We start from the raw sequence: 26,836 nt of genomic DNA, 5'->3' as shown, positions 1-26,836 counted from the left end.
TCTGTCAGTCCTGAAACACCGATGTCATATTGCAGTGCAACATGCAACGCGGTTACGTTTCCCTGGTGAAATCCGTCTATTTGGGGACGGGTTCTACCGGGATCGGAATCTGAGGATTGACAGGCCCTGGGGATGGCGCCGGGCGGCAAGGGCACTTCAAGATGGTTTGCATTCTGAGTGTTTTGCCGGCGCGGATAAACACTGCTATCTCGGCAACACTGTTCGGTGGATTTGTCTAATCCTGGCCGAATTCGGGTTATGCTCCGTACACCCCGACCAAATTGCCCTTATAGGACACCGTCGCCAAGGACCGTTTTCAGGCTATGCAGGTGTTTGTGCGCGTCGTGGACGCCAATAGCTTCACCCGGGCGGCCGACAGCCTCTCGCTTCCGCGCACCACCGTCACCACCATCATCCAGAATCTCGAACGCCTGCTGGGCGTGCGCCTGCTCAACCGCACCACCCGCCGCATCGGCCTGACGCCCGACGGCGCGGGCTACTACCAGCACTGCGTGCGCATCCTGGCCGATGTCGAGGAAACCGAGGCCTGCTTCCAGGAAGCGGCGCTGCGCCTGAAGGGCCGGCTGCGCATCGACGTGCCGACCTGTATCGGCCGGCTGATCCTGATCCCCTCATTGTGTGATTTCCACGACAAGTACCCCGACGTCGAGCTGGTGCTCGGCCTGGGCGACCGGCCGGTGGACATGGTGCAGGAGGCCGTCGACTGCGTCATCCGCGCCGGCGACCTGGAAGATTCCAGCCTGGTGGCGCGCCGCATCGGCACCCTGCAGACCGTGACCTGCGCCTCGCCGACTTACGTCGCGCGCCATGGCATGCCGCAGACCATCGAGGAACTGCGCAATCACCACGCGGTGCATTATTTCTCCAGCCGCACCGGCCGCAACTGCGCCTGGGATTTCAAGATCGACGGCAAGCACCAGGAAGTGGACATGCGCGGCACCGTGGCGGTGAACGAAGCCGGCGCCTACCTGGACTGCGGCCTGAAGGGCTTCGGCTTGATCCAGACGCCGCGCTACATGGCGCTGCCGTACCTGCAATCGGGCGAGCTGATCGAGGTGCTGCCGCAATGGAAGCCCAGCGCCACCGCGATCTCGGTGCTGTATCCGCAAAGCCGCCAGCTGTCGCCCAAAGTGCGCGCGTTCGCCGACTGGGCGGCCGAACTGTTCGCCAGCTGCCCGCTGCTCAGCGGCCGCGACGAGACCGATCCGGCCGCCGCCAGCTGCGGCGTGTTCCAGCAGCGCCAGATCAGCCAGGCCAAGCAGATGGCCGTGGCGGGCGTGGCCGCCGCCAACGATCCGCTGCCGCGTCGCCGCACCGCGCGCGAAGAGGCCGCCGAGTACGCCCTCTAGGCGAATCGCCGGGGCCAAGGTGGCGGGCCCCGTGGGTCCGCCACGCGGGCAATTCGCCGGTAATTCGCCGGCAAAATCCCGGAAAATCAGGGGAAACCCCGTAGTAAATACAGGCCTTGCGTCCCTCGTATTTTGCGAAACGTCTGTATAGTCCGACAGTCAAAGCCTCAACGCATTCACTGTCGATCCGCTCCATGCAGCCCGTCCTCCCCGCTTACCTGATCGCCCGTTGGCTTTTACTGCTCGTCCTGTTGGCGGGGGTGTATTTCCTCAGCGGCTTCCTGGTGCCCGCGCTGGCCGCGCTGATCATCGGCCTGGCCAGCTGGCCGCTGTACCAGCGGCTGGTCGAACGCTGCGGCGGCCGCACCGCGCTGGCCGCGTCGCTGGCGCTGCTGGTGGTGGTCGTGGTGCTGATCGTGCCGATGTCGCTGGCGCTGTCGTATGCCATCAAGGAAGCCAGCACCTTCTTCGCCTGGGCCATCGCCGCCAACCGGCATGGGGTCGACGTTCCCAACTGGATCACCTCGATGCCGGTGGTCGGTGACCGGCTTTCCGAATACTGGCAGGCCTACATCGGCCAGCCGCATGCGCTGGGCGCGCTGGTCGAAGCCGTCAGCGGCGAACACCTGGGCAATATCTACCGCATGGTGCTGGCCGCCACCGGCAACGTGTTCCAGCTGCTGCTGACCGTGCTGTTCATGCTGATCACGCTGTTCTTCGTCTACAAGGACGGCGTGCGCATGGTGGCGCAACTGGACGTGCTGGGCGAACGCATCCTGCCGGCGCGCTGGCAGCGGTTTTCGCGCGTAGTGCCGGCCACCATCAACTCCACCGTCACCGGCATGGGCCTGATCGCATTGGGCGAGGGCGTGGTGCTGGGCATCGCCTACTGGGTCGCGGGCGTGCCGTCGCCGGTGCTGCTGGGCGTGGTCACCGGCTTCATGGCCCTGATCCCCGGCGGCGCGCCGCTGTCGTTCACGCTGGTGTCGCTGTATCTGGTCGGTTCCGGCCACATGGTGGCGGGCATCGCGCTGATGGTGTGGGGCAGCGTCGAACTGTTCATCGTCGACAAGACGCTGCGGCCGCGCCTGGTGGGCGGCCCGGTCAAGCTGCCGTTCCTGCCGACCTTCTTCGGCCTGGTGGGCGGCGTGAAGACCATGGGCATCGTCGGGCTGTTCGTGGGCCCGGTGCTGATGGCGCTGCTGGTGGCCGTGTGGCGCGAATGGGTGCACCACGAGGAAGTCGAGCGCGATACCGCCCGCCTCCGGGCCAGCGCGTCAACCGACAACACGCCGGCCGGGGGCTAGCGCCGCCGCGCGGCCTGGCGCCTGGCGTCCGGGCGGCTGAGAACAACCGGCCGCCCGCGCATTTGGGTGTAATCTAGCTCTCCCCGCGCTCGCCGGCGCCTCGTCCGGCACGCGCCTGCCCTGTGCGCAGACGCTTTGCAGCTTACGCCGCGGGGTCCGAGGGGTTGGCAGGTTCATCATGTCCGCGTCGTTGCAAGAAGATGAGTTAGCGGTCCTGCGCGAGCAGGGTTTCGTGGTCGCGCGCCAGTTCGCCGACCCGGCCGAGGTGGCGGCGCTGCGCGCGCTGGCCGAGCGGCATTTGCGCGAGCACATCGCGCCCATCGAGTACGAGGCGGACCTGCGCTATCCCGGCGCGCCCGAGTCGCGCAATGCCGAAGGCGGCCTGACCGTGCGGCGCCTGCTCAGCGCCTACGGGCGCGATCCGTTGTTCGCGCAATGGGCCACCCATGCGCGCATCGGGCAATCGCTGGCCCGTTATTTCGGCGAGACGCCGGTGCTGTCCACCGTGCACCACAACTGCGTGATGACCAAGCATCCGGCCTATGGCAGCCTGACCGGCTGGCACCAGGACATCCGCTACTGGTCGTTCTCCGACACCGATCTGGTGTCCTGTTGGCTGGCGCTGGGCGACGAAACCTGGGACAACGGAGGCCTGTCGTTCATCCCCGGGTCGCATGCGGCCGCGTTCCAGCCCGCGCAGTTCGACGAACAGAAATTCTTCCGCGACGACGCGCCCGAAAACGCCGAATGGATCGCGCGCGCCGTCTGCCCCGAGCTGCGCGCTGGCGACCTGGTGTTCTTCCATTGCCGCACGTTGCATGCGGCGCAGGGCAACCGCAGCGATCGCGTCAAGCTGTCGCTGGTGCACACGTATCATCCCCAGTCTTGCCATCCGTTGCCAGGCACGCGATCGGCCAGCCAGCCGGGCGTGCCGTTGGCCGCGGCGGATTGACGGCGGGCCTGCCCGCGCTTGGATCGGGGGCGGGGAGGCGCCGCGGGCTGGCGGCGCTGTCGACGGACGGGGGCCGCAGGGTTGCCGCGCGAGCGAATATCCAACGGGCGCCTGCCGCATTTGATAATTGGAATTTGCTATTAATAATTGAATTACAATTAAATGGTGTGCGATACGCGTGATTGCCGCCGGCAAGCTGGCAACCGCGCCTTCCAACCTGCGCGCACGTTCCTTCCTCAATAGGCTGTTTCCCGTGCCCAAAAGCAAGCCCGACGATACGGACAAGACGCAGGCGGCGACCGAGACCCGGTCTTCGCTGTTTGTAGGCTCGACCGAAAAAGCCTTCCAGGTGCTGCATGCTTTCGACGGCCCCAAGCGCCACATGACGCTGGCCGACATCGCGCGCGCGTCGGGCCTGGACCGCAGCGCGACGCAACGCCTGGTCTACACGCTGGAAATGCTGGGCTATCTGCGCCGCATTCCGGACACGCGCAATTACGGACTGACGCCGAAGGTGCTGCAGTTCTCGTACAACTACGTGCGCGCCAATGAGTTGATCGACAAGGCGTCGCCCTATCTGCTGGACATCAGCCGCACCCTGGGCGAAACCACCAACCTGCAAGAACTGGACGGGCACGAGATCGTGTTCGTGGCCCGCTTTCCCGGCCATCACCTGGTCAACGTGGACATCGCCGTGGGCAGCCGCCTGCCGGCCTATTTCACCGCGTCGGGCACGGCGATCCTGTCACGCCTGTCGGATGAGCAGCGCCGCGAAATCCTGGCGCGGACTCGCCTGGAGCCGATCACGCCCTACACGGAAGTCAATCCCGACAAGCTGCTCGAGCGCGCGCAGCGCGTGGCCGAGAAGGGCTACGCGATCATCGTGAACGAAACGGTGCTGGGAGATATTTCGGTGGCGGCGCCGGTGATCGATCATCGCGGATTGGCGGTGGCGGCGATCAACATCTCCGTGCCGACGACGCGGTGGACCGTTGCCAGGGTCGAGGCGGAGTTGGCGCAGCACGTGCAGGTGGCGGCCACGTCCATCTCCAAGTCCAAGTTCTCGGCGTATTCGAGGTAAGGGCCGGGCGCCATCGATCGATCGCGCCCAGTCCTTCCCGAATCGCCTGTCTCAAACGCCTTCGAACTCCGCCAGCAACGGCTTGACCACCGCCCGCAAGGACGCCTGCAGGTCGGCCCCGGGCTGCACCAGGGGATCCAGGACTTCCGGCGCATCGACGCCGATCAGGTCCATCACGGACTTCATCGGTCCGGGATTGGTTTCGGCGAATGCGAGGTTCATCAGCGGGATCAGGCGGCGGTGCAGCAGCATGGCGTCGCGCGTGCGGCCCGCGGCGGCCAGGTCATAGACCTTGCGCCAGGCCTTGGGCAGCAGGCTCGCCGTCACCACGATGCCGCCTTGGGCGCCGGCGGCCAGGTGAACCGGCAGCAGCGTGTCCTCGCCGCTGAACACGGCGAACGATTCGTCCACGCCGGCCACCGTGCGCAGGAAGTGGTACATGTCCGTGTTGCAGGCCTTCATGCCGATGATGTTCGGGTGGCGCGACAGTTCGTGCAGCACTTCCGGCGCGATCGCGATGCGCGTGCGATACGGGATCTCGTAGATCATCACCGGCAGCGGCGATGCGTCGGCGTAGCGCAGGAAATAGTCGCGGATGCCGGCCTGGGTGGGGGTCGTGTAGTAGGGCGTCAGCACCATCAGCGCGTCGGCGCCCGCGTCGGCGAACTCGCGGCCGGCCTGCAGGGCGTCGTGAAAGCCCGGGTCCAGCACGCCGGGGATCACCGGCACGCGCTTGGCCACGGCATCCACCGTCAGCTGGCACATGCGGATGCGTTCGGCCCGCGCCAAAGCCCCATATTCGCCCGTGCCGCCCAGCGGCACGATGCCGTCGATGCCCTGCTTGAGCAGGTAGGCGATCAGCGCCTGGGCCGCCGGGGCGTTGATGGTGTCGTCGGCGTTGACCGGGGTGGGAATCGCGGGAAACACGCCGCGCAGGTGGCTTGCATTCAACATGGAAAAATCCTGATGGAAGGGAAACGGCGCCGCGCCTCAGCCCGCCAGGCTGCGGCGGCGCAGCCGGTCGGCGAGCCAGATCAGCGCGGCGATGAAGATAAACAGGCAGGTGGACACGGCGGCGATCACCGGGGAGATCTGCAGCGTCACCTCATCCCAGAACTGCTTGGGCAGGGTGGCGTTCAGGCCGCCCGAGGCGAACAGCGCGATCGTCAGCTCGTCGAACGAAGTCGCGAAAGCGAACAGGAACGATGACATCAGCCCCGCGCCAAGGATCGGGAAGGTCACGAAGCGCAACGTCGCCCAGGGGCCCGCGCCCAGGCTCTGCGCCGCCAGGTCCAGGCGCGTGTCGTAGTTGCGCAGCACCGCCATCATGGTGATCACCACGTACGGCACCGCCACCACTGTATGCGCCAGGATCAGGCCGACGGTCGAACCGACCAGGCCGACGCGGGCGAAGAAATAGAACATGCCCACCGCGATGATCATGCGCGGCACCACGATGGGCGACAGCACGAAGGCCAGCATGGCGGATTTGCCGCGCATGTCGGCGCGCACCAGCAGGAAGGCGGCCGGCGTGCCGATCAGCATGGCCAGCAGGCCGGTGCCCACGCCCACGACCAGCGAGCGCGTGATGGCCTGCATCCACACCGGCGACGTGAACATCTGCTCGTACCATTGCAGCGAAAAGCCCTTGGGTGGCCAGGTCAGGCCGGAACCGGAATCGAACGACAGCGGGATCATCAGGAAGGCGGGCGCGGACAGGAAGGCCAGCACCGCCAGCACGATCCACCACAGGGTGCGGGATTGGCCGGTGCCCGACACCGAACGGCGCAGGCGCGTGGGCAGCAGCGAGAACAGGCGGTCGGACAGCGCGGCCAGCAGGTCCAGCAGGGCCTCGCCCGCGCGGCGCGCCAGGCCGGGCTTGGCCGAGGCGCGGGGGCGCGACGCGCCGGCGCCGGTCATGGTCGACAGGCCGAGTATCCGGTCGTACAGCGCGAACACGGCCAGCACCACCACCAGCAGCAGCACCGACACCGCGCCGGCGAATTCCCAGTTCATGGTCTGCTGCACCTGGTCGATGATGATCTGGGTGATCATTGTCTCCTTGCGGCCGCCCAGCAGCGCCGGGGTGATGAAAAAGCCGATGGCGGTGACGAACACCATGATGGCCGCGGCGGCCACGCCGGGCATGGACAGCGGGAAGTAGATCTTCCAGAACGCGGTGCCCGGGCGCGCGCCCAGGGTGGAAGCGGCGCGCGGCAGGTTGCGGTCGATGTTTTCCATGACCGACAACATCGTCAGCACCGCCAGCGGCATCAGCGCATGCACCATGCCGACCAGCACGCTGCCGAAGTTGTAGAGCAGGTTGGCCGGCGCATCCAGGATGCCCAGCGCCTGCAGCATCTGGTTGACCACGCCGTTGCGGCCCAGCAGCACGACCCACGCGAAGGTGCGCACCAGGAAGCTGGTCCAGAACGACAGCAACACCCAGAACAGCAGCGACGTCTTGCGCCGGGCCGACAGGCTGGAGATCAGGTAGGCGACCGGGTAGCCGGCCACCACGGCAAAGAAGGTCGTCCAAAGCGAGATCTTCAGCGTGATGAGCAGCACGTTGACATACACCGACGACTCGAACAGCCGGTGGTATTGCGCCAGCGAGAAGCCCTGGTCGCCGTAGAAGCTCAGCAGCAGTAACTGGCCGACCGGATAGATCAGCAGCACCAGCAACAGGATCGCCAGCGGCGCGGCCATGAGGAAATGGCGGCGGCCCTGGCTCATGCGCTTGCGGGGAGGGGCGAGGGGGCTCATGCGCTCACTCCGCGATGGCGACCGCGTCGGCGGCCTGCCAGGTCACCGACAGCGGCTGGCCGATGGCGTACTGCTCGGCCTGGCGGCGCGTCGGGTAGGCGACCACGAGCGGGGCGCTGTCGGGCGCGCCCGAATCCAGATAGAGCTTGGTCAGGCTGCCGGTCACCATCACGTCGAGCAGCCTGCCGGTCAGGGCCTGGCCGTGTTCCCGGGCGGGGCCGGCCTGCAGGTTCTGCGGCCGCACCATCAGCGTGACCTTCTGGCCGACCTTGATCGCGGCGCCGTTGGACAGGGCCTGCCCGGTGACGCCCTGCTGCGCCAGCCTGACCGTCAGGGTGGGGCCGTCGATGGCCGTGACCTCGCCCCGCAGCAGGTTGGATTCGCCCAGGAAGTCCGCCACGAACAGGGTGCGCGGACGGAAGTACAGGTCGGCTGGCGTGCCCAGTTGCTCGATCGCGCCGCCATTCATCAGGCAGATGCGGTCGGACATGGTCATGGCCTCTTCCTGGTCATGCGTCACGTAGACGATGGTGGTGCCCAGTTCGCGGTGGATGCGCTTGATCTCCAGTTGCATCTGGTCGCGCAGCTTCTTGTCCAGCGCGCCCAGCGGTTCGTCCATCAGGATGATCGCGGGGCGGTAGACCATGCAGCGCGCCAGCGCGATGCGCTGCTGCTGGCCGCCCGACAGTTCGCGCGGCAGGCGCGCGCCGACCTGCGGCAGCCGCACCATGTCCAGCGCTTCCTGCGCGCGCCGCTTCGCCTCGGCCGCCGGCACCTTGCGCATCTTCAGCGGAAAGGCGATGTTCTCCAGGATGGTCATGTGCGGGAACAGCGCATAGTTCTGGAACACCATGCCGATGTCCCGCTCGTACGGCGCGCCGTGGGTGACGTCGTTGCCGTCAATCAGCACGCGGCCCTCGTCGGGCCTGGCCAGGCCCGCGATCAGGCTCAGCAGCGTGGTCTTGCCGGACCCGGACGGGCCCAGCAGGGTCAGGAATTCGCCGCGGGCGACATCCAGGTGCGTGGGCGCCAGGGCGACGAAATCGCCGTAGCGCTTGCCCAGGCCCGAGATCTGCAGATTGGAAGAAGACATGGTGTTCGGCGTATGCAAGGTGTTACTTCAAGACCCAACCGTTGAAGCGCTCGAGCACGTCGCGCTGCTTGTCCAGCCAGTAGGCGGCGTTGATGTGCAGGCCGGTCTTGATGTTGTCGGGGTGGGTGGGGCAATTGCGCGCCACGTCGGGTTTGATGTGGTCGAACGCGGCGGGTTGGGTCACGCCGGCGGCGAAGAACTCGACCAGCGCGGCCTGGCGCTTGGGGTCCGAGGCGAACTTGATGAATTCGCGGCAGGCGTCGGCGTTGGGCGTGCCCTTCAGGATCGACCAGTTGTCGCAACCCCAGATGTTCTGGTCCCACACGATCTGCACGGGCGCGCCGTTGGCGATGGCCGATTGCGCGCGGGAAACCCAGGTGGCGATCATGTCGACTTCGCCGGAGCCCAGCATCTGCTCGACCTGGGCGCCGGTGTTCCACCACACATCGACCGACGGCTTGATCTTGTCCAGGCTGGCCAGGGCGCGGTCGATGTCGCAGGGGTAGACCTCGTCGGTCGGCACGCCGTCGGCCATCAGCGCTTCCTCGATGGTGTCGAACGGATGCTTGCGCAGGCCGCGCCGGCCGGGGATGTTCTTGACGTCCCAGAAGTCCGCCCACGACGCCGGGGCGCGGCGGCCCTTGAAGGCGTCGGTGCGATAGGCCAGCACCGTGGTGTAGACGTTGTTGCCCACGCCATAGGGCGACATGTATTGCTTGGGGATGGTGGCCACGACCGGGTCCGATTCCAGGCCGTGTTTTTCCAGATAGACCTTGCCGCCTTCGGTGAGCATCAGGATGGCGGGCTGGCTGATCTTGGCCATGTCCCAGGTGTAGTTGCCGGTGTCCACCATGCTGCGGATCTGCGCGGTGGGCTCGGCGTTGGCCTGCACGCCCACCACCTGGATGCCGGTGGCGTCCGTGAACGGCTTGTAGAACACCGCGCCGTAGGCCTTGCTGTAGATGCCGCCGTCATCGCGCACGACGATGCGCTTGGAGGCCGCGCGCGACGGCGTCCAGATCATGGGCATGGCCAGGGTGGCGACGCCGGCGGCGGCGGTCTTGAGCGCGCGGCGGCGCGAGGCGTTGTAGGAGGGGGATTTCATGGAAGGGCTCCAGCGGGACGGCGGACGGGAAGGGCGGCTTCAGGGCAGCAAGCGACCGGGATTGAAGAGGGCGGCGGGATCGAAGCTGGCTTTCAGCGTGCGCATCATGGCCAGTTCGACCGGGGACTTGTAGTGCGCCATTTCGGCCAGCGACGTGCGGCCCACGCCATGCTCGGCGCTGAAGGTGCCGCCCAGCGCATCGGCCACGTCGTTGACGGCGCGGCGGATGGCGGCCGCCATGGCGTCGCGCTCGGGCAGCGCGTTCCAGGCGTCGAACGTGAAAAACGGAATGAAGTGGACGTTGCCGTCGCCCAGGTGGGCGACGATCAGGATGGGCAGGTCGGGCACCAGGCGGCGCACGGCGTCGGTGGCGGCGGCGATGAATCGCGGCACGCTCGAGACGGGCACCGCGCTGTCGGTGGTCAGGCCCACGCCCGCTTTCTTGTTGCCTTCCGAGACGCTGTGGCGGACTTCCCAGAGCGCGGCGCGCTGGCTGTCGTTGCTGGCCACCACGGCATCGTGCAGCAGGCCCTGTTCGGACGCCTGCTCCAGGATCTGCTGCAGCACGTCCTGCAGTTCCGTCCCGCCGCCGGTGTCCGACAGCTCCACCAGCACATGCCACGGATGCGCGCCACTGAGCGGATTCTTGCGCCCGGGCACGTGCGTCATGACGATGTCCAGCTGGTTGCTGTCGATCATCTCGAAGGCGGACAAGCGCGAGCCGCACTGCTGTTGGAACAGGCCCAGGATATCGAGCGCGGCCTGGGGATCGGTGGGCGCCAGCCAGGCGATGGCGTGGCGGGTGGGCAGCGGGTGCAGCTTCAGCACGGCCGCGGTCACGATGCCCAAGGTGCCTTCGGCGCCGATGAACAGGTGCTTCAAGTCGAAACCCGTATTGTTCTTGCGCAGGGCGGTCAGGCCGTTCCAGACGGAGCCGTCGGGCAGCACGACCTCCAGGCCCAGGATGTTGTCGCGCGTATTGCCGTAGCGCAGCACGCCGGTGCCGCCGGCGTTGGTGGCGATGGTGCCGCCGATCTGGCATGAACCTTCCGCGCCCAGGCTGATGGGATACAGGCGGCCTTGTTCCGCGGCGGCCTGCTGCACGGCGGCCAGCACGCAGCCGGCTTCGACTTCCATCGAGTTGTTGGCCGGGTCCACGCGGCGGATCTGGCGCAGGCGGGAGAGATTGACGATGACGGGGGGCGGGCCCGCTTCGTCCGGCACCGCGCCGCCGCACAGGCTGGTGTTGCCGCCTTGCGGCAGCACGGGGGTGGCGTGGGCGTTGCACAGGCGCACGATGTCGGCGACCTGCTGCGTGGAATTCGGCAGGGCCACGCAGAGCGCCGCGCCCTTGTAGCGGCCGCGCCAGTCTTCGGTGTAGCCGGCCATGTCGGTGTCGGTGCGCAGGATCGCGCTGTCGCCCAAGGCCTGGATGAGCGCATCGAGCAGGGAGGTGCCTGTGGTCATGTCTGTCGTCCCATGGAGATCGGGGGTAGAAAAGCCGATCACGTTGAGACACAGCATACGATTACTTAAATCGCTTTTCGATTTAAGTAATCGTATAACGATTGAATTGAGGGTATGTCCTAGGGCGGAACATCCTGGCAATCGTCTAAAAAACAATCGAAATACAATCGATACGTTCGATATGTAATTTAATTGGATTCCCGCCAACAAGGAAGAGAGATGCTGCCCAGCGTGATGGATTACCGGGCGCAGGCGCGCAAGCGACTGCCTCGGCTGGCCTTCGATTATCTGGACGGGGGCGCCGAGGACGGCGCCTCGTTGCGGCGCAACGTGGCCGCCTTCGGCGCGCTGGAATTCGTGCCCGAGGTGCTGGCGGACGTCACCGACTGCCAGCTGCAAACCACCGTCCTGGGCGCGGCCGCGGCCATGCCCGCGATCGTCGGGCCGACGGGCCTGAACGGGCTGTTCTGGCCCGACGCGGACGTGCACCTGGCGCGCGCCGCGCATCGAGCGGGGCTGCCGTTCGTGCTGTCCACCGCATCGACCTCGCTGCTGGAGGAAGTGCGCGCGGCGGGCGCGGGCGAGCTGTGGTTGCAGTTGTACGTGCAGCGCGACCGCCGCATCGCCGAACACCTGATGGACCGGGCCTGGAGCAGCGGCTACACGGCGCTGTTCCTGACGGTCGACGTGCCGGTGCATGGCAATCGCGACCATGACAAGCGCAACGGCTTCCAACTGCCGCTGCGTCCTTCCGGCCGCTTGCTGCTGGACCTGGCGGCGCATCCTGGCTGGTGCTGGCGCATGCTGCGCGGCGGCGGGCCGCAACTGAAGAACCTGGCCGTCAGTTCCAACGCGCGGGAGAACATCACCGAACAGGCGTCCGCCCTGAGCCGCCAGATGGACCTGGCCTTGACCTGGGACGACATCGACTGGCTGCGCCGCCGGTGGCGCGGCCGCATCGTCATCAAGGGCATCCAGACGCTGGCCGATGCGCGCCGGGCCAAGGCGCGTGGCGTGGACGGCATCGTGCTGTCCAACCACGGCGGCAGGCAGTTGGAGTGTGCTCCCTGCCCGCTCGAAGTCCTGCCGGAGGTCGCGGCCGAACTGGGGCAGTCGCTCGACGTGCTGGTGGATGGCGGGGTGCGGCGCGGCAGCGATATCGCCAAGGCGGCGGCGCTGGGCGCGCGCGCGGTGCTGCTGGGCCGCGCGCCGCTGTATGGACTGGCGGGTCGGGGGCCAGGCGGCGCGGGCGAGGTGCTGGCAATCCTGCGCGCCGAGCTGGAAAACACATTGCGGCTGCTCGGGCGCACTCGCATTGGCGCGCTGGATGCCACGGCGGTGCGCAGGCGCCGGGCCATTTTCGATTGAGGAAAGGAATCAGGATCATGCAAGAAAAAATCGTCTTCATCGGCGGCGGCAACATGGCCAGCGCCATCATCGAGGGATTGCTCGGACAGGGCCGCCAGCTGGCGGATTTCCTGGTGATCGAACCCTTCGAGCCCACCCGCGCCGGCCTGCTCGCGCGCGGCGTGAACTGCCGCGAGAGCGTCGGCGCCGAGATCGCCGACGCGGCGCTGTGCGTGCTGGCGACCAAGCCGCAGGTGTTGCGCGAGGCGTGCGGGCAAGTCCAGGCGCATCTACGCGCGCAGACGACGGTGGTCAGCATCGCGGCGGGGGTCAATCTCAGCGCGCTGTCGCAATGGCTGGGCGGCCATGCCCGTATCGTGCGCGCCATGCCCAACACGCCGGCCAAGGTCGGGCTGGGCATGACGGGCCTGTACGCCAGCCAGGCTTGCGGCGCGGCGCAGCGCGAGCAGGTGGACGCATTGTTCGCCGCCGTGGGCGAGCGCATCTGGGTCGATCGCGAAACCCTGATCGACGCGGTCACCGCCGTGACCGGCAGCGGTCCGGGCTATGTGTTCCATTTCATGGCGGCGCTGGAAAAGGCGGCGCTGGCGCTGGGCTTTGACGCGGCCGACGCGCGCCGCCTGTCGGTGGCGGCGTTTCGCGGCGCGGCCGAGCTGGCCGCGCGCGACGAAGCGCCCCTGGTCGAACTGCAGGAACGCGTGACCTCAAAGGGCGGCACCACCTACGCCGCGCTGGCGCATCTGCGCGAGGCGGGCGTGGCGCCCGCCATTACCGAGGCGGCGCTCAAGGCGGAGCAACGCGCGCGCGAATTGTCGGCGGGCTAGTTCAGCGCCGCCGTCCCAGCCACCATAGCAGCAATACCGACGTGGCGATCGCCGCCACGTTGAACTGCATGGCGCTGGCGAACGCGCGCGCATAGCGATCGCCGAGCGCCGCGTCGGCGTGCGCGTCCAGCGCGCCGCTGAACAGCATGCCGGCGGCGGACACGCCCAGCGCCGCGCCGACCTGTTGCAGCGTCGAGACCACGCCGGCGGCCATGCCCGCGTGATGGTCCTGCACCAACCCCAGCGCGAGGTTGACCAGCGGTGTATTGACCGCGCCCTGCGCGGCGCCCAGCCAGATCAGCGCCGGCACCAGCGACCAGGGCGCAAGCAGGGCGCCGGCCGCGTCCACCTGCCACATCAACGCGGCCGTGGCGCCGCCGTACAGCATCGCGGCCACCATGATGGCGCGCGTGCCGAAGCGCGCCACGAGTCGCGGCGCGGCCATCGAGCCCGCCACGAAGCCGACGCTGGCGGGCGCGAACACCGCGCCCGCTGTCAGCGCGTCTACGCCCAGCCCGGTCTGCAACAGCAGGGCGTAGCACAGGAACATCGCGCTGGCGGTGGAGAACACCAGCGTCACCAGCAGGCAGCCTGCCGCGAATCGGGGCTGCGCCAGCAGCGCCATATCGACCAGCGGCACGCGCCCGGCGGCGCCGGCGCGGCGCTGCGTCCACACGAACAGCGCCAGCAACGCGACCGCCGCCGCGCCGCAGGCCAGCGTCCACGCGGGCCAATGGCGCGCCGGGCCTTCGACCAGCGCCAGCAACAACAGGCCCAGTCCCGCCCCGACCAGCGCCGAGCCGCCCCAGTCCATCGGCGCGCCGGCGGCGTCGCGCGATTCGGGGATGTGGCGCGCCAGCCGCCAGGCCAGCACGCCAAGCGGCACGTTCACCAGGAAGATCGTGCGCCACGCCAGGCCGAACAGGTCGGCGTGCACGATCCAGCCGCCCAGCACCTGGCCGGCGATGGCCGCCAGCCCCAGCGTCATGCCGAGCAGGCCGAAGGCGCGGCGTCGCGCGTGGCCGTCGTAGCTGACGCGGATCAGCGCGTAGACCTGCGGGAACAGCATGGCCGCCGCCACGCCCTGCAGCACGCGCGCGCCGATCAGCGTGTTGGCATCGGGCGCCAGGCCGCACAGCGCCGAGGCCAGGGCGAAGCCGGCCATGCCCAGCATGAACAGGCGCCGGCGGCCATGGCGATCGCCGAGCCGGCTGCCGGCGATCAGCAGCACGCCATAGGCCAGCTCGTAGGCGACGATGATGAAATTGATCTGTGCGAAGCTGGCCGACAGCGTGTGTTGCATGCTGGGGATGGCGACGTTGACCACGAACAGGTCGAAGATCGTGATGAAGCCGCCGGACAGCAGCACGGCCAGGCCGAGCGGGCCCGGCGTGGCGGGGCGGGCGGAGGTGTCGGGGCAGGGCGAGGGCAGGGTGGCGCAGGGCATGGACTAGGCCGCGGGAGTGGGGATCGGCGCTATTCTGTGAGCTGTTCCAGACTTATACAATTTAGCTGTTTATGCTATTACTGAAGGCAATAGCCTATGCCCCGTTCCCCTTCGCATGACGCCGCGCCCGCGCCGCGCACCGGCGCGCTCGACACGGGCGCGCAGCGGCTGGACCGTACCCGCGCCGACCTCGCCGAATTCCTGCGGCTGCGCCGCGAGCGTCTGAGTCCGGCCGCGCTGGGCCTGCCCGCCGGCGGCCGCCGGCGCACCCCTGGCCTGCGGCGCGAGGAAGTGGCGGCGCTGGCCGGCGTCGGCCTGGCCTGGTACACCTGGTTCGAGCAGGGCCGCAACATCAGCGTGTCGGCCACCTTCCTGGAAAACCTGGCGCGCGTGCTGCGGCTGGACGCGGCGGAACGGCGCCACCTGTACCTGCTGGCGCACCAGCGTCCGCCGGCCGAGCCGGGGCGCACCTGGTGCACCGTGCCGCCGCAGGTGCGGCGCCTGATGGACGACCTGCCCGCGCGTCCCGCCTACATCCTCAACCTGCGCTGGGACGTGGTGGTGTGGAACGCCGCCGCCGAACGCGTGTTCGGTTTCGGCGCGCAGCCGACGGGGCGGCGCAACCTGCTGTGGATGCTGTTCGTGGATCCGGCGATGCGCGAACTGTTCGTCGATTGGCCGGCGCAGGCGCCGGCCATGCTGTCCACCTTCCGGCGCGATTTCGCCTCGGCCTCGGGCGCGCCGGACATCACCGAACTGGTCGACGAACTGGAGCGCGTCGCGCCCGAGTTCAAGGCCTGGTGGCGCGAGCACGACGTGCACGGCGCCTGCATGGGGGTGCGCAGCCTGCGCCTGCCGACGCTGGGCGAGGTGGCGTTCGAGCACGCCACCCTGTCGGTCGATGAAAGCCGCCACCTGCGCCTGGTGGTGTACGCGCCCGCGCCCGACGAGCCTCAGGCCATGGCCTTCGCGCGCTGGCTGGCGCGCAAGCCGCGCACGGCCGTGCGTGGCTCCAGAGATTAGGCGCCGCGTGGTTCTACGGCGGGGGCGCGACGCGATTCTATAGTCGGGGCGATCCGCTACTTCCGCCCACGCCATGTCCACTGAAATCCTGCCTCGCCGCCAGGCCTTGTCGCTGCTCATCGTGGTGGTGCTGGCCTGGGGCTTCACCTGGATCGTCAGCAAGCTGCTGCTGCAATACATGACCCCGCTCTGGGCGGTGGCCGCGCGCAGCGTCGTCGGCGCCGCCGCGTTGCTGGTGCTGGGCGTGGCGCTGCGGCGCGTGGCGTTGCCGGTCAGGGCCGACATTCCGGTGATCCTGAGCGTGGGCCTGCTGCACATGGGCGCGTTCGCCGCGCTCGTCAGCCTCGGGCTGCAATACGTGCCGGCCGGCCGTTCGGTGGTGCTCGCCTACACGACGCCACTGTGGGTCATCCCGGCCGCGCGCGTGTTCCTGGGCGAGCCGATCGGACGCGGCCGGCAACTGGGGCTGGCGCTGGGCCTGTTGGGCCTGGCCGTCATCTTCAATCCGTTGGCGTTCGACTGGGGCAATCACGAGGCGGTGTTCGGCAACGGCCTGGTGCTGCTCGCGGCGCTGTGCTGGGCCGCCAATATCGTCTACGTGCGCGCCCACCGCTGGGTCACGCCGCCGTTCGAGTTGGCGTTCTGGCAGGCGCTGCTGGCCTCCGGCGTGCTGGCCGCGGTGGCCTGGGCGGCGGAAGGCGCGCCACGCGTGGTGTGGCATGCGGACCTGGCCTGGCTGTTGGGCTACGGCGGGGTGTTTGGCATCGCCGTGGCCTATTGGGCGGCGGTGAACGTGAACCGGTCCCTGCCCGCGGGCGTCACCGCGATCGGCCTGCTGGGCGTGCCTGTGGTGGGCCTGCTGTGCTCGGCGGCAATGCTGCATGAGCCGTTGACCCTGCCGCTGTCGCTGGGGATGGCGTTCATTGTGGGCGGCATTGCCGCCGGGGTGCTGGACAAGGGGCGCGGCTAGGCGGGGCAAAAAAAGCGGGGCAAAAAAAGCGGAGGAAAAAGGCGAAGGAAAAAGGCGAAGGAAAAAGGCGAAGGAAAAAGGCGAAGGAAAAAGGCGAAGGAAAAAGGCGAAGGAAAAAGGCGCTTGACGGCCGCAATCGGGTCTGTGTATCGTACGATCTATATCTTAAGATATATCTTAAGTAGTACGTCAGATACCCAGCGAGGCCATTCATGCGCCACTTCCATTTCCTGACCGCCTTTGCCCGTGGCGCCCGCCACGAATCGCGCGATGCCTACCCGGGCGGCCATGGCCACCCCGGGCATCGTGGCCAACACGCATTCCACGAGCACCCGGACCGCCACGATCATCATGATCGCCACGGCCATCATCACGACCGCCACGATCATCACTCACGCGGCGACTATCACGGCCATCAAGGCCTTCACGACCACCAGGCCGTCGACGGTCATCGGGGCCCGCGTGGCCACGGCGCGGACTTCGCGTCCGGCGGTTGGCACGCGGGCGGCCGCGGCCGTCACGGACGCCACGCCGGCGGCGGCGGGGGTGGCGGCTGGTTTGGCGGCCCGTGGGGCGGCCGTGGCGGCGATGCCGACGACAGCTTCGGCGGCGACGGCCGCCACTTCGCGCGCGGCCGCAAGGTCACCGCCGACGACCTGCAGCTGATGCTGCTCGGTCTGCTGGAGCAGAACCCCAGCCACGGCTACGAACTCATCAAGGCGCTGGGCGCCCTGTCCAACGGCTTTTACACGCCCAGCCCCGGCATGGTCTATCCCGCGCTGACCTACCTGGAGGAACTGGGCTACGCCACCGTCGAGCAGGAAGGCAGCAAGAAGCGCTACCACCTGGCAGACCCCGGCCGCGCGCACCTGGACGCCAACCGCGAGCGGCTGTCGGTGATGTTCAACAAGCTCAAGCATGTTGCCCGCAAGATGGACTGGATGCGCCAGGCCTGGAGCGGCGAACCGCGCGCGGCCGCCGGCAACGACGAGGACGCCGCCGGCTGGATCGACGAATTCGTGCACGCGCGACAGGCGATCCGCCATGCGTTGCTGCAACGCACCGACGCGTCGCCGGCCGAGCAGCGCCGCATCGCCGCCATCCTGCGCCGCGCCACCGAGGAAATCACGGGCAAGGACTGTGCCTGATCCCGTTTCCCTCATTGGAGATCCCATGACCCAGACCGACCTGACCGTCGAACGCGTGCGCCATCCGCTCAAGATGCGCACGCTGACCGTGGCGCGCGTCGAACGCATCGCGGGCCTGCTGGCCCGCGTCACCTTCCGCGGCGAAGACCTGCGCGACTTCGTGTCCGCGTCCTTCGACGACCACGTAAAGCTCTTTTTTCCCGCCGATCCGTCGCAGCCGCTGGTGTTGCCCGAAGCCGGTCCCGATGGCATCAAGTTCCCCGAGGGCGCGCCGCGCCCGGCCGCGCGCGACTACACGCCGCGCCGTTTCGACACGGCGCGGCAGGAACTGGACATCGACTTCGTGCTGCATGGCGATGGCCCCGCCTCCACCTGGGCCGAGCAGGCCGCGGTCGGCCAACGCCTGGGCATCGGCGGCCCGCGCGGTTCGTTCGTGGTGCCCACGGGCTTCGACTGGCACGTGCTGATCGGCGACGAAACCGCGTTGCCGGCCATCTCCCGCCGCCTGGAGGAATTGCCCGCCACGGCGCAGGCGCTGGTGCTGATCGAAGTGCCGGGCGCCGCTAACGAGATCGCGCTGGCTACCCGGGCCCAGGCCTCGGTGCGCTGGCTGCATCGCAACGGCACCGCGGCCGGCTACAGCACCTTGTTGCTGGAAGCCGCGCGCGAGCTGGCGCTGCCGCCGGGCGAAGGCTACAGCTGGATCGCGGCGGAGTCGGCCGTGGCCAAGGCGGTGCGCGAGATCATGGTGGCGCAGCATGGCGTCGACAAAAGCCGCATCCGCGCCGCCAGCTACTGGAAGCGCGGCGCCATCGCGGTGCACGAGTCGCACGAAGACTGAGGCCGGGCGCCCGCCGCCGACGACCCGGGCGCGATTCCCGCAGGCGACAGCCGTGGCCCGGCCATTGGCGCGCCTATCCTTGCGCCAGCGCCAGCAGATTGGCCACGCGCCCGCCGGGCGCGTCCTCGCGCACCGCCAGCCCCAGCACCGCGCGCGGCCAGTCCAGCGCGAAGGGGCGATAGACCACGCCGTCCGGGCGCAGGTGCCGCAGCGACGCGGGCACGATGGCCACGCCCATGCCCGCCGCCACCAGGTTCACCGCCGATGACAGCTGCGGCGCGCGCTGGCCGGGCAGTGGATTCAGCCCGTGCTGCCGGCACGCCGCCATGATGTCGGCGCTCAGGCCGTAGCCGGACTTGCGCGAATACTGAATGAAGCGTTCCCGCGCCAGGTCGGCCGGCGCCAGCCGCTTGCGCCGCGCCAGCGCATGGCCCAGCGGCAGCGCCACCACCAGGGGCTCTTCCGTCAATTGCGTGAAGCGCAGGCCGCCGTCCATGGCGAATGGCGGCCGCACGAAAGCCGCGTCGATCAGGCCGTCGCGCAGGCGCGCCACCAGCGTTTCGCTGTCGTCCTGCGACAGCGTCATTTCCACATCGGGGTATTGCTGGCGGTACAGCCGGATCAGTTCGGTCACGACCGGATGGAACGAGGCCGATTCGGTGAAGCCCAGCGACAGCTCGCCGACCTCGCCGCGCGCCGCCCGTTGCGCCGTCCGCACCGCGTCCTGTGCGCGTTGCAGGATGTCCTGCGCGCACTCCAGGAAGGCGCGCCCGGCGTCGTTCAGGCTGACGCCGCGGCCGCGCCGGTCGAACAGCGGCGTGCCGACTTCCTCTTCCAGTTGCCGGATCTGCTGCGACAGCGGCGGCTGCGCCATGCCGAGCTGCTCGGCCGCGCGGGTGAAGTGCTGGGCCTCGGCCGTGACAACGAAATAACGCAGATGGCGCAGTTCCATTCAGGTACTCAAAAAGTATTGATTAAAAATTTTCCATATATTGGACATTCTAGTTTGGCGGAACGATGATGCGCGCATCGACGTTTCGTTTTTCAAAGGAATGCTTCATGGCTACGACCCTGACTCCCGGCGCCCGGCTGCGCCAGCATCTCGCCCAGGACATTGTGGTGGCGCCCGGCGCCTACGACGGGCTGTCGGCCCGCCTGGTGGCGGCCGCCGGCTTCAACGCGGTCTACGCCAGCGGCGGCGCGATCGCGCGCGCGGCCGGCTATCCCGACATCGGCCTGCTGAGCTTCACCGAGGTCATGGACCGGGTGGAGAAGATCGTCGATGCCAGCGGCCTGCCGGTGGTCGCCGATGCCGACACCGGCTTCGGCGGCTCGGCCAACGTCGAACGCACCGTGCGCGTCATGGAGCGCGCCGGCGTGGCCGCCTTCCATATCGAGGATCAGTCGTTTCCCAAGCGCTGTGGCCACCTGGATGACAAGAGCCTGGTGGATGCCGCGGAAATGTGCCGCAAGGTGCACATCGCGCGCCAGACGCTGGCCGATGCCGATACGCTGGTGATTGCGCGCACCGACGCCATCGCCGTGGAAGGCTTCGACGCCGCCATCGCGCGCGCCGAGCGCTATGTTGAGGCGGGCGCCGACATGGTGTTTGTGGAGGCGCCGGAAACGCTGGAGCAGATCCGCGCCATCGCGGACCGGCTGCCCGGCCTGAAGCTCATCAACATGTTCTATGGCGGCAAGACGCCACTGGTGCCGCTGCCCGAGCTGGCGGCCATGGGCTATCGCCTGGCGATCATTCCCTCGGACCTGCAGCGCGCCGCCATCCACGCCATGCAGGCCACGCTTGCAGCCATCCGCGAGACAGGCGACAGCAGCGCGCTGGCCGACCGCCTGACCAGCTTCAAGGAACGCGAAGAGATCGTGCAGACGCGCCGCTACCTGGCGCTGGACACGCAGTAGGCCGCGCGCGGCGCGCGCCAAGGCGGGCGGGCGCGGTCATCGCGCGCCACCCGCGCGGCGTCACCGGCGGCAGTGCTGCGGCATGGACAGCGGCCACAGGCGCTGGTTGTAGGCGCCATAGAGCGTGCGGATGCCGCATTCCAGCGTGACGCGCGCCACCATCGCGCCGCGCTCGTCCAGGATCATCGACTGTTCGCGCGTCGACACCACGGCGCGTTGGCCGGCGTAGTCCGAAGCCCACAGGTAGACCGGCGCGATCGCCATCCGGCCCTGGCCATCGGCGTAGCCGTAACGCTCGCCCACGGCCGCGACCGACAGGCCGTTGCGGCGCGGCCCCAGGTGGGCGAAGGTCGGCCCGGAGGCGGCTCCCTTGTCGTTGATCGCGCGCATGCCGCCGTTGGGCAGCGCCAGCGCGGCCTGGCCTTCCGAGAACGCGGTGCCGTCGCCGGCCAGCGTCAGGCGGGTCTTGCCCGTGGCGTCGACGTAGGTGGTGGTCGGCTTGCCGTTGTCGTCGCTGCCATGGCGCATCAGCCAGGCCGATCCCGCCGGCCAGTACCATTGGCCGGCCGGCAGATTGACGACGGTCTTGCCATGTTCGTCGATCAGCCGCGCGCCGTCGTCGCCGCTCACCAGCGCGCGCGCCGGCGTGCCCTGGAAGCGCGTGCCCGCCACCGGACCGGGCGCGACCTGCCAGCGGCCCTGGCCGTCGACATAGCCGTGCCGGTCGGCGCGGCGGATCGCCAGCCAGTCGCCCATCTGCGTATAGCTAGCGTCTTCCAGGTCGAGCGTGCCGGAAGCGTCCGGCGAGACCAGCCAGCGCTGTTTTTCGCTGTAGGCCAGGTAGGTGCCATTGGCCTCGCGCGACACCTCCAGCGCCGGCTGGAAGGCGGTCAGGACGCGCCCATCGCGGTTGACCAGCGCGGTCGGCCGGCGGTATTCGTTTTCCTGCGGCCCGGGCTGCTGCACCAGCCACAGCTTGTCGCTGACGCGCTTGACGGCGTGATAGCGCGGCGGCACCACCCACTTGCCCTGCTGGTCGATCACGCCGGCCTTGCCGGCGCCCAGCGAGGCGGCGGCCTGGCCGTGCTGGAATTCGCCGATGTACTGGAAGGCCGGCGGCGACACTTCCTTGCCCGCGATGAAATCGTACAGGCCCCACGGGTCGCCCTCTGCCGCGGTCTTCAGGTAGCGCACCAGCCCGGGCGCCACCACCTCCGCCTCGAAGTAATCCGGCAGCGAATAGACCTTGCCGCCGCGGTCGATGAGGCGCGTCTGGCCCTTGTTGTAGATCAGCGCGTAACCCTGGTGGAAGGCGCCGATGTGCTGCTGCGGCGGCAGGTCCAGCGGCTTGCCGCGGCCATCGAGCAGTTGCACGCCCGCTTCGGTCTGCGCGGCAAAGCGCAGGTCATCGGCGCCGAGCGGCGCGGGCTCGGCCTCTTCGTCGGTGGCGTAGTCGTCACGCGGCTCATCCAGCGGCACGACCTCCGTCCAGTCCTTGTGGGTGGCGACGCTGCCGTCCGCCAGCACCAGGCCGGCGCCGCCGTCGTTGCAGTGGCAGTAACCCTGGCCCAGCAGGCCCAGCGGGCCGCCCGGCACGTTCAGCGGCAGGTCGCGCAGTTGCGCGCCCTGGGCCGCCGCCAGGGCATCGGGTTGCAGGATCGCGCGGCCGTCGGCGTCCAGCGCGTTGAGCAATTGGCCGTCCTGGCCGGACAGCCACAGCTTGCCCTGCCGCAGCGTCATGCGGCCGACGTCGGCCAGCCACGGCGGCGCGCTGTCGCCGTGCAGCCACGCGCCCTTGGGCGTCAGCAGCCCGGCCACCTGGCCCGCCTGGTCGCGGAACAGCAGGTAGCCTTCCTCGTTCTGCTCGGGGCGCATGCCGCTGCCCAGCGTCACCGGTTCGGCGCGACCGGCCACATAGGCCTTGAGCGTATCGCCGGATACATAGACCAGGGTGTTGTCGTAGATCTCCGAAGACTGCGCTTCCTCGGCCGTGAGCGCGCCCAACGATTGGCCCGCCGCGTCCAGCAGGGCGTAGCCCTTACCGCGCGGCAGTTGGGCGCTCCAGAAGGCCTTGCCCACGCGCTTGATGCGCTCGTAGCGCTTGCCTTCGCCGATCACCTTGCCGGCGGGATCGATCAGCACCACTTCCTCTTCGCCGATGCCCAGCGCCAGAGCGTTGCGGTCCAGCCGCGAGATGTCGCTGTATTGCGGCGCCACGCGCCAGTTCCAGTCGCCGTCGAGCAGGCCATGCATGCCATGGTTGTCGACGCCGATGAACAGGCCATCGCCATAGCTGGAAATCACCTGCACGCCGGGCTTGGCGTAGCGGCGCTCGCCGCTGGTTGAACGGAATTCCTCGCGATACGTGATCGACAGCCGGGCCGGCTTGCCTTCGCCCAGGCGCACGCTGTCGACGCTGGCATCGATGGCGTCGCCCACCGCCTTGCCGGCGCGGTCGATCAACTGGTACCGGCCATCCACCGTCACCACCGCCAGGCCGCCCTCGACGAAATCGGAGGCGCTGTCGTAACGCGGGGGCACCGCCATCTTGCCCTTGGCGTCGATGTACCCCCACTTGCCCTTCCAGCGCACCGCGGCCAGGCCGTGATGAAAATCGCCGACCCGCTCGAACTGCGGCTCGACCGCCAGTTTGCCGTTGGCGTCGATAAAGCCCCAGGCGTGGCGGCGCAGCGAGGCGTCGGTGGGGACGCGGTCGATCTCTTCCAGCGAGGACGGCAGCAGCACGGCGGCGCGATTGTCCGACAGCGGGCCGATGCAGCCGGCGGGACCGGCGTCGCCGTGGCGGGTGTCCTGGACCGCGGTCAGATCCATGGGGCCGTCGACGCAGGGGATGCCGTTCTGGCGGTATTGGGCGTGGGCCGACAGCGAGAGTCCCAGCGCGGCCAGGGCGCAGGCGAGACGGGTGGCGTGAAACGCGCGTGATGTCATGGTCATTGTGCTTGGGCGGATTCAGGGGCGGGCGCGTATTCAAGGTCGCCGGCGTCGGGGCAGGTCAGCTTTTCGCGCGGCCAGGTCAGGCGACCCTGCGCGTCGAACACGACGACTTCGCCGCAGATCAGGCCGAACAGCGTCATGGTCGTGCCGCGCGTGTCGATGAATTCCAGCAGGCCTTCACGGCGCACCAGGGCGCGGCCTTCGCTGAAGTCATCGGCCCAGCCGAATTCCGGCGGGATGACGTAACGGCCGCTCAGGTCGATATAGCCTAGCAGCTTGCCGCTGCGCTGCTCGCGCCGCGCCAGCGCCAGGCCGTCGCGCAGCGGGCCCAGCTTATCGAAGTACGGTCCGACCACGCGCTTGCCGTCGGCGTTGACGAAGCCATAGCGGTCGCCCTGGCCGCGATAGACCACCACGCCCTCGCTGGCGCTGCGTTCGTCCAGCGTGAATTCGCCCTTGAAGCGGGTGATTTCGCTGCCCTGCAGATCGGTCATCACGCTTTGCGAATTCTTGCTGTCGCGGAACACCGCGCGCTTCATCGACGCCAGCGGCGTGCCATCGCCACGCGCTTGCAGCAGCGTCTTGCCGTTCTCGTCCATCAGCCGGTAGCGTTGGCCGTCGGAGACGCGCGCCAGGCCCTCGGGCTGCACGAAGAATGGGTTGAACTCGCCATAGGTGGGGGGCACCTTGAAGTTGCCGCGGGCGTCGATGGCGCCATTGCGTGAGCGGTACTGCACGTAGATCCAGTCGCCGAACTGCTCCTTGCGCTCGGGCTCGCCTTCGAATAGCCGCGTCATGCCGCCCTGGGCGTCGAACAGCAGCGTTGCGCCGTCCTTGCCTTGCGCCAGGTAGCGGCCCTGCTTGAGATCCTGCGGCCGGTCGTGCAGCGCCACGCTGCGCTTGCCGGTGCGAAGATTGATCAGGCGATAGTCGTCGCGGTAGCTGGAGCTGTCTTCTCCCTTGGGTTCGCGCGCCAGCAGGTAGCCGTTGCCCAGGTAATCGAGTTCATAGCTGCCGGAGTACGTGGCGGGCACCACCCATTTGCCCTGGCGGTCGATGACGCCCCAGCGATCGTGGTCCTGCGCCTTGGCCCAATCGTCGGTGAAGTCCTCGATGCGGTCGAGCGTCGGTTTCACGGTCTCGCTGCCTGCGCGGACGTTCCACAGGCCCCAGCGACGGTTGCGGCGTTCGTCCAGCGCATAGAAGTAGAGCAGGTCGCCGTCGAGTTTTTCGCCATTGACCTCGATGCGCGCCGGCAATTTCTGCGGATTGCCGCGGGTGTCGATCAGCACGGCGGCGTTGCGGTCCATGTCGGGCGTGCGGGCCCAGGAATAGGGGCCGTTGAAGCCGCCGATGCCGGCATATTTCGGCGCCAGGATCCAGTTGCCCTCGGCGTCGATGGCGCCGACGGTGCGCTCGCGGGTCTGCACCAGCAGCGGCGCGGTGGCGTCGTAGCTGCTCATGTCGTCCCATTCCGCATTGGTGACGATCTTGCCCGAACGCGTTAGGATGCCGGTCGGCTGGTTGTAGTCGTGGGGCCGCAGCAGCGCCAGCGGCAGCGCGTCGGCGTCCGCCCGGCCGTCGCGCGCCTTGCCGGCCGCGCGCTTGGCGCTGAACGGCATGACGCGGTATTGGCCCAGGCGCGCGACGGTGTCGGCGTCCAGCAGCGGCGTGCCGTCGGGGCGATAGATCTGCGCCAGGGTCGCTTCGGATTCGTAGCCGCCCGCATCGGCGCTGACGGCGGCGTCGCTGGCCGCCGTGGCGGCATCGGCCGCCGCATCCGCAGCGGCGTCTGCCGCCGCCGCATCCGCAGCGGCGTCTGCCGCCGCCGCGGCCTCGACGGCTTGCGGCGCGGCAGTGGCGGCGTCAACCGCCTGCGGCGCGGCGGTCGCGACATCCGCGGCCAGCGGTGGCGAGGGGTCGAGGGACGCTGCCGAGGGCGCCGCCACGCTGGCGGCAATGTCGGCCTGCGCGGCGGACGGCGCCGCCCCCGCACCGGCCGACTGCTGGGCGTTGATCCAGGCCAGGCCGTTTTGGATGGTGACGCGGCCGAAGGCCGCGGGGACCACCTGCGGTTTGCCGTCGGGCGGGATAAGGATCACCGCGTCGATGTCGGTCAGCACCTTCCAGCCATCGGTCGCCTCGACGCCGACATACTGATTGGTGAAGCTGCGCAGCGGCTTGAGCTGGGCGTCCAGCAGTGCGTAGGGACCGTCACCCTTGGGCTTCACCAGCCACAGGCCGGACGCCACGCGCGTCACGTTTTCATAGCCGTCGCCGTTCAACGCCGAGCCGTCGGGCCGCACGAACCGCCAGGTGTCTTCGCGCTGCACGGCCAGCGTGTCGCCGTCGCGCAGCGGCGGTTGCTGCGAGCGCAGCACGTCGGGCGCGATGGCCCAGCGGCCGTCGGCATCCAGCAGGCCCCACCAGCCGCCATAGCGCGAACTGCGCCGCTGCGCCGGCAGGGAGCCGGCGTCGTCGGAGGACGCCAGCATCATCACATCGGCGGGCAGCGTCAGTGCGCGGCCGGTCGCGGTGTTGAACAGCCGCGGCGGCTGCGGCACTTCCATCTCGGCCAGCTTCTGGCCGCGTTCGAAACCCCACGAGCGCGTGCCCAATTCGAACGTCTTGACCACCTGCCCCTGGCGATTGATCAGCACGTCGCGTTCGTCCAGTTCGACCAGCGCGGTGCCTTCCGCATTGAAGCCCGAGGCGCGCGCATAGCGAGGCTTGACGGCCCAGTTGCCGCGCTTGTCGATATAGCCCCACAGCCCCTCCTGGCGCACCGCGGCCAGGCCGTTCTGGAACGACTCCGCTTCCTGGAACGCCGGCTTGATGACCATCCGGCCTTGCTTGTCGACGTAGCCCCAGGTGCCGGCCGAGTCGCTGGCCTTGCCGGTGATCACCCCGGCCAGCCCTTCGGCATAGGCGCGTTGGCAGCTGACGTCAGGGGTGATGGCGTAGGTGCGGCCGACGCAGTCGTGCTGCCAGTCTGCGTATTCGTCGGCGCTGGCCGGCGCGCTGCCCAGCGCGGCCAGCGCCACGGCCAGCGCCAGCGGCCGCAAGCCTGTTCGCAAACGCAAAGCGGCGCTCATGATGCGGCGCCCCCGGGTTGCGCCAGGGCGCGCGTGGGCGCGGCGGAAGGGGACGAGCGAAGCCGGACGTGCCGCATGGTCGAAGTGCCTGTCTAAAAAAGGGA

At 68.7% G+C, this 26,836-nt stretch carries 20 protein-coding genes; 11 read left to right on the top strand and 9 right to left on the bottom strand.

All coding sequences use genetic code 11. The features are described from left to right. The first annotated feature begins 323 nt into the window (after positions 1-323). The 4 genes from AruCF_RS23425 to AruCF_RS23410 all read left to right on the top strand — a co-directional run bounded on the left by AruCF_RS23425 (position 324) and on the right by AruCF_RS23410 (position 4,710). Positions 324-1,370, top strand: coding sequence for a LysR family transcriptional regulator (locus AruCF_RS23425; RefSeq protein WP_083036899.1), 1,047 nt, complete (start codon positions 324-326; stop codon positions 1,368-1,370). A gap of 194 nt (positions 1,371-1,564) precedes the next feature. Further along, positions 1,565-2,677, top strand: a complete 1,113-nt coding sequence (locus AruCF_RS23420; protein ID WP_049076543.1) for an AI-2E family transporter — start codon at positions 1,565-1,567, stop codon at positions 2,675-2,677. A gap of 178 nt (positions 2,678-2,855) precedes the next feature. Then, complete coding sequence (locus AruCF_RS23415) at positions 2,856-3,629, top strand: phytanoyl-CoA dioxygenase family protein (RefSeq protein ID WP_049076541.1); 774 nt, start codon at positions 2,856-2,858, stop codon at positions 3,627-3,629. Between the two features lie 253 nt (positions 3,630-3,882). Beyond that, a complete protein-coding gene (locus tag AruCF_RS23410) occupies positions 3,883-4,710 on the top strand; it encodes an IclR family transcriptional regulator (RefSeq protein WP_049078169.1) in 828 nt (275 codons plus the stop codon). 51 nt (positions 4,711-4,761) lie between these two features. On the opposite strand, the gene dapA is transcribed toward AruCF_RS23410, so the two are convergent. Genes dapA through AruCF_RS23385 form a run of 5 tightly spaced genes read right to left on the bottom strand, consistent with a single transcriptional unit; the run spans position 4,762 to position 11,141 of the window. Further along, entirely contained in the window at positions 4,762-5,664 is a 903-nt protein-coding gene (gene dapA / locus AruCF_RS23405; protein ID WP_049076539.1) for a 4-hydroxy-tetrahydrodipicolinate synthase, read from the bottom strand. Positions 5,665-5,700: 36 nt separating this feature from the next. Continuing rightward, a complete protein-coding gene (locus tag AruCF_RS23400) occupies positions 5,701-7,476 on the bottom strand; it encodes an ABC transporter permease subunit (RefSeq protein WP_049076536.1) in 1,776 nt (591 codons plus the stop codon). Positions 7,477-7,480: 4 nt separating this feature from the next. Next, positions 7,481-8,569 carry an ABC transporter ATP-binding protein gene (locus AruCF_RS23395; protein ID WP_049078166.1) on the bottom strand — a complete coding sequence of 363 codons (1,089 nt, stop codon included), beginning with the start codon at positions 8,567-8,569 and terminating at the stop codon, positions 7,481-7,483. A 22-nt stretch (positions 8,570-8,591) separates the two neighbouring features. After that, entirely contained in the window at positions 8,592-9,674 is a 1,083-nt protein-coding gene (locus AruCF_RS23390; RefSeq protein WP_049076534.1) for an ABC transporter substrate-binding protein, read from the bottom strand. Between the two features lie 39 nt (positions 9,675-9,713). Next, on the bottom strand, positions 9,714-11,141 hold the full coding sequence (locus AruCF_RS23385) for an FAD-binding oxidoreductase (RefSeq protein ID WP_049076533.1): 1,428 nt from the start codon (positions 11,139-11,141) through the stop codon (positions 9,714-9,716). 219 nt (positions 11,142-11,360) lie between these two features. Between AruCF_RS23385 and AruCF_RS23380 the strand changes: the two genes are divergently transcribed. Beyond that, positions 11,361-12,509, top strand: coding sequence for an alpha-hydroxy acid oxidase (locus AruCF_RS23380; RefSeq protein WP_049076531.1), 1,149 nt, complete (start codon positions 11,361-11,363; stop codon positions 12,507-12,509). A gap of 17 nt (positions 12,510-12,526) precedes the next feature. After that, on the top strand, positions 12,527-13,333 hold the full coding sequence (gene proC, locus AruCF_RS23375; protein WP_049076529.1) for a pyrroline-5-carboxylate reductase: 807 nt from the start codon (positions 12,527-12,529) through the stop codon (positions 13,331-13,333). Position 13,334: 1 nt separating this feature from the next. Here the strand turns inward: proC and AruCF_RS23370 are convergent, their stop codons facing one another. Then, a complete protein-coding gene (locus tag AruCF_RS23370) occupies positions 13,335-14,780 on the bottom strand; it encodes an MFS transporter (protein ID WP_049076527.1) in 1,446 nt (481 codons plus the stop codon). Between the two features lie 96 nt (positions 14,781-14,876). Here AruCF_RS23370 and AruCF_RS23365 point away from each other — a divergent pair, with 96 nt between their 5' ends. From AruCF_RS23365 to AruCF_RS23340, 4 genes are all read left to right on the top strand, one after another. Further along, positions 14,877-15,803 carry a helix-turn-helix transcriptional regulator gene (locus AruCF_RS23365; protein WP_235432714.1) on the top strand — a complete coding sequence of 309 codons (927 nt, stop codon included), beginning with the start codon at positions 14,877-14,879 and terminating at the stop codon, positions 15,801-15,803. Between the two features lie 73 nt (positions 15,804-15,876). Next, a complete protein-coding gene (locus tag AruCF_RS23360; protein ID WP_049076525.1) occupies positions 15,877-16,773 on the top strand; it encodes a DMT family transporter in 897 nt (298 codons plus the stop codon). 212 nt (positions 16,774-16,985) lie between these two features. Further along, positions 16,986-17,921 (top strand): PadR family transcriptional regulator, encoded by a 936-nt coding sequence (locus tag AruCF_RS30025; RefSeq protein ID WP_235432713.1) that lies wholly within the window; start codon positions 16,986-16,988, stop codon positions 17,919-17,921. Positions 17,922-17,946: 25 nt separating this feature from the next. Continuing rightward, complete coding sequence (locus tag AruCF_RS23340) at positions 17,947-18,762, top strand: siderophore-interacting protein (RefSeq protein WP_049076524.1); 816 nt, start codon at positions 17,947-17,949, stop codon at positions 18,760-18,762. A 73-nt stretch (positions 18,763-18,835) separates the two neighbouring features. Here AruCF_RS23340 and AruCF_RS23335 read toward each other — a convergent pair whose 3' ends face one another. After that, positions 18,836-19,714 (bottom strand): LysR family transcriptional regulator, encoded by an 879-nt coding sequence (locus tag AruCF_RS23335; protein WP_049076523.1) that lies wholly within the window; start codon positions 19,712-19,714, stop codon positions 18,836-18,838. A 107-nt stretch (positions 19,715-19,821) separates the two neighbouring features. Here AruCF_RS23335 and AruCF_RS23330 point away from each other — a divergent pair, with 107 nt between their 5' ends. Beyond that, a complete protein-coding gene (locus AruCF_RS23330; RefSeq protein ID WP_100504921.1) occupies positions 19,822-20,682 on the top strand; it encodes an isocitrate lyase/PEP mutase family protein in 861 nt (286 codons plus the stop codon). A 60-nt stretch (positions 20,683-20,742) separates the two neighbouring features. On the opposite strand, the gene AruCF_RS23325 is transcribed toward AruCF_RS23330, so the two are convergent. After that, the gene (locus AruCF_RS23325) at positions 20,743-23,631 is read right to left on the bottom strand and encodes a WG repeat-containing protein (RefSeq protein WP_049078158.1); all 2,889 of its coding nucleotides are present in this window, start codon (positions 23,629-23,631) and stop codon (positions 20,743-20,745) included. A 2-nt stretch (positions 23,632-23,633) separates the two neighbouring features. Then, positions 23,634-26,732 carry a WG repeat-containing protein gene (locus AruCF_RS23320; RefSeq protein WP_049076522.1) on the bottom strand — a complete coding sequence of 1,033 codons (3,099 nt, stop codon included), beginning with the start codon at positions 26,730-26,732 and terminating at the stop codon, positions 23,634-23,636. Positions 26,733-26,836: the final 104 nt, after the last annotated feature.

The organism is Achromobacter ruhlandii (genome assembly GCF_002082135.1).
Taxonomy (GTDB): Bacteria; Pseudomonadota; Gammaproteobacteria; order Burkholderiales; family Burkholderiaceae_B; genus Achromobacter; species Achromobacter ruhlandii.
The sequence above is the reverse complement of the archived record's forward strand: the minus strand, read 5'-3'. Positions and strand labels throughout refer to the sequence as shown.

Excerpts from the sequence above, each read along its gene's own strand:
- AruCF_RS23335 (WP_049076523.1), bottom strand. The coding sequence starts at position 19,714 with ATGGAACTGCGCCATCTGCGTTATTTCGTTGTCACGGCCGAGGCCCAG.
- dapA (WP_049076539.1), bottom strand. The coding sequence starts at position 5,664 with ATGTTGAATGCAAGCCACCTGCGCGGCGTGTTTCCCGCGATTCCCACC.
- AruCF_RS23365 (WP_235432714.1), top strand. The coding sequence starts at position 14,877 with ATGCCCCGTTCCCCTTCGCATGACGCCGCGCCCGCGCCGCGCACCGGC.
- proC (WP_049076529.1), top strand. The coding sequence starts at position 12,527 with ATGCAAGAAAAAATCGTCTTCATCGGCGGCGGCAACATGGCCAGCGCC.
- AruCF_RS30025 (WP_235432713.1), top strand. The coding sequence starts at position 16,986 with ATGCGCCACTTCCATTTCCTGACCGCCTTTGCCCGTGGCGCCCGCCAC.
- AruCF_RS23340 (WP_049076524.1), top strand. The coding sequence starts at position 17,947 with ATGACCCAGACCGACCTGACCGTCGAACGCGTGCGCCATCCGCTCAAG.
- AruCF_RS23325 (WP_049078158.1), bottom strand. The coding sequence starts at position 23,631 with ATGACATCACGCGCGTTTCACGCCACCCGTCTCGCCTGCGCCCTGGCC.
- AruCF_RS23425 (WP_083036899.1), top strand. The coding sequence starts at position 324 with ATGCAGGTGTTTGTGCGCGTCGTGGACGCCAATAGCTTCACCCGGGCG.
- AruCF_RS23360 (WP_049076525.1), top strand. The coding sequence starts at position 15,877 with ATGTCCACTGAAATCCTGCCTCGCCGCCAGGCCTTGTCGCTGCTCATC.
- AruCF_RS23390 (WP_049076534.1), bottom strand. The coding sequence starts at position 9,674 with ATGAAATCCCCCTCCTACAACGCCTCGCGCCGCCGCGCGCTCAAGACC.
- AruCF_RS23370 (WP_049076527.1), bottom strand. The coding sequence starts at position 14,780 with ATGCCCTGCGCCACCCTGCCCTCGCCCTGCCCCGACACCTCCGCCCGC.
- AruCF_RS23385 (WP_049076533.1), bottom strand. The coding sequence starts at position 11,141 with ATGACCACAGGCACCTCCCTGCTCGATGCGCTCATCCAGGCCTTGGGC.
- AruCF_RS23320 (WP_049076522.1), bottom strand. The coding sequence starts at position 26,732 with ATGAGCGCCGCTTTGCGTTTGCGAACAGGCTTGCGGCCGCTGGCGCTG.
- AruCF_RS23395 (WP_049078166.1), bottom strand. The coding sequence starts at position 8,569 with ATGTCTTCTTCCAATCTGCAGATCTCGGGCCTGGGCAAGCGCTACGGC.
- AruCF_RS23380 (WP_049076531.1), top strand. The coding sequence starts at position 11,361 with ATGCTGCCCAGCGTGATGGATTACCGGGCGCAGGCGCGCAAGCGACTG.
- AruCF_RS23415 (WP_049076541.1), top strand. The coding sequence starts at position 2,856 with ATGTCCGCGTCGTTGCAAGAAGATGAGTTAGCGGTCCTGCGCGAGCAG.
- AruCF_RS23330 (WP_100504921.1), top strand. The coding sequence starts at position 19,822 with ATGGCTACGACCCTGACTCCCGGCGCCCGGCTGCGCCAGCATCTCGCC.
- AruCF_RS23400 (WP_049076536.1), bottom strand. The coding sequence starts at position 7,476 with ATGAGCCCCCTCGCCCCTCCCCGCAAGCGCATGAGCCAGGGCCGCCGC.
- AruCF_RS23420 (WP_049076543.1), top strand. The coding sequence starts at position 1,565 with ATGCAGCCCGTCCTCCCCGCTTACCTGATCGCCCGTTGGCTTTTACTG.